The sequence below is a fragment of the Pelagimonas varians genome (assembly GCF_003208435.1).
Lineage (GTDB): Bacteria > Pseudomonadota > Alphaproteobacteria > Rhodobacterales > Rhodobacteraceae > Pelagimonas > Pelagimonas varians.
Genome location: NZ_QKMF01000050.1, coordinates 1 through 1878, shown reverse-complemented (window position 1 = coordinate 1878; position 1878 = coordinate 1). Strand labels below are relative to the sequence as shown.

At 59.1% G+C, this 1878-nt stretch carries 1 protein-coding gene; it reads left to right on the top strand.

From position 1 onward, the window contains the following. Nucleotides 1-1878: VCBS domain-containing protein (locus tag C8N36_RS23890; RefSeq protein ID WP_211318285.1), on the top strand; the 1878-nt coding region annotated here is incomplete at both ends.

The following is a 1878-nucleotide window of genomic DNA, read 5'->3' as shown; positions in this document are numbered from 1 at the left end:
GTCACGGTGACGGGCACGAATGATGCGCCGAGTTTGGCGGCAGGTGTTGCGGCAGCGGTTGAAGACGGTCCGACGGTGGATGTTGATCTGACTGCACTTGGCGCGGATGTGGACAGCGATGATGATGGCAGCAGCCTGACATATACGGTCAGCGGCGCGCCTTCCGAAGGTTCTGCAACGTTCATCGGGGCAACGCTCACCTTTGATCCGGGCGCGGACTTCCAGAACCTTGCGCTGAACGAGACCCGCGATGTGACCATTCAGGTCACCGCCATGGATGCGCATGGCGCGACAGCTGTGAACGACGTTGTGGTCACGGTGACGGGCACGAATGATGCGCCGGAATTCACTGTTGGCGATTTTTCCGGGGGAGTGACCGAAGCTGTGCCGGGCATCGCGTCCGGCAGCGTCGCGGAACCATCGGGGCTGACTTTTACCGACACAAGCAACATAACCCTCGCGAATGCCCAAATTGAAAGCGGCAGTGATGCGTCGTCAAATCCGGATGTAATCAACGCACCAACGGGGCAAAGTCTGAGCTATACCGCCTCTGGTCTGTTCAATACCTTTGGGACAGGGACCTATGGCGCGCACAACCTGAATGACGGCGACGTCGGAGCGAGCCCGACCAATCAGGACGGATACTACGCGATTCCGAATGCAGGCCCCAATTCGCTGGTGCTTGATCTGGGCGGGACGCAAACGCTGACGTCAATTGCGATTTACAACGGCTATGGCAACCGGACAGACGGTGATTACACTCTGCGCGACGGCGATGGGAACGTATTGGGCAGTTGGACAGTATCGGGGACAACTGGCTATACCAACAATGGGGTACATTCCTTTTGGTTGACCTTCGATGCCCCGGTCACCACCGACAGGCTGGTCTTTGACACAACCAACGCGGACCCGGACGCGGGCCAGTACACCAATAGCTACCGTGAAATCCAGATCTTCGGTGAGCCCGTGCTCGCGGATGAAGGAACACTGGCATTTGAAGACGTCGACCTGAGTGATACGCATACTGTTGGTGTTGTCGAGACCGAGGCGGGATACCTTGGGGCGATGACCGTGTCGCTGGCCGATCCTTCGACGGGTGACGGGGCAGGTGCCGTAGATTGGAATTTTGCTGTTGCGGACAGCTTGGTTGATCATCTGGGCGAAGGTCAGGTTTTGACCCAAACTTATGAGGTTACCGTCGATGACGGGAATGGCGGTACGGATACGCAGACCGTGACCATCGACATCACCGGCACGAATGATGCGCCGGTGATCACGTCGGGTTCTCAGCTTGTGGGGGCCGTGGTTGAGGCTGGCAACTTGGATGACGGAACGGGTGTTGGCGGGACAGCGTCTGCCACCGGCACCATGGTCTCAACGGATGTTGATACGGGTGCCACGGCGACATGGTCGGGCGATGCGGCGGGTGCTTATGGGGCCTTTGCGATCGACCCAAGCACCGGCGCCTGGACCTATACTCTGGACAATGCCAATCCGGCGACCAATGCCTTGGCCGAAGGGCAGGTCGAGACCGAGACCTTTACCGTCACAGTCACCGACGAGCACAATGCAACGGCGACAGAGGTTGTGACCATCACTGTCTCGGGCACCAATGACAGCCCCGTGGCCAGTGACGACACGCTGGTGTCGGGCCCGGCTGACCCAACGGGCTGGACCTATAATGCCGACAACGGGCACTATTATCAGGTTGTCGATACCGGTTCGACCTTTGCACAGGCTTTCGCCGGTGCCGATGCCCTGGGGGGCTATCTGGCGACCATCACCACGGCCAATGAACAAGCCTTTATCGAAGCGAACGGGTTGATTGCCGTAACGGACGGCACCTGGATCGGCGGCCAAAGCAGCAATCCGGCCAAT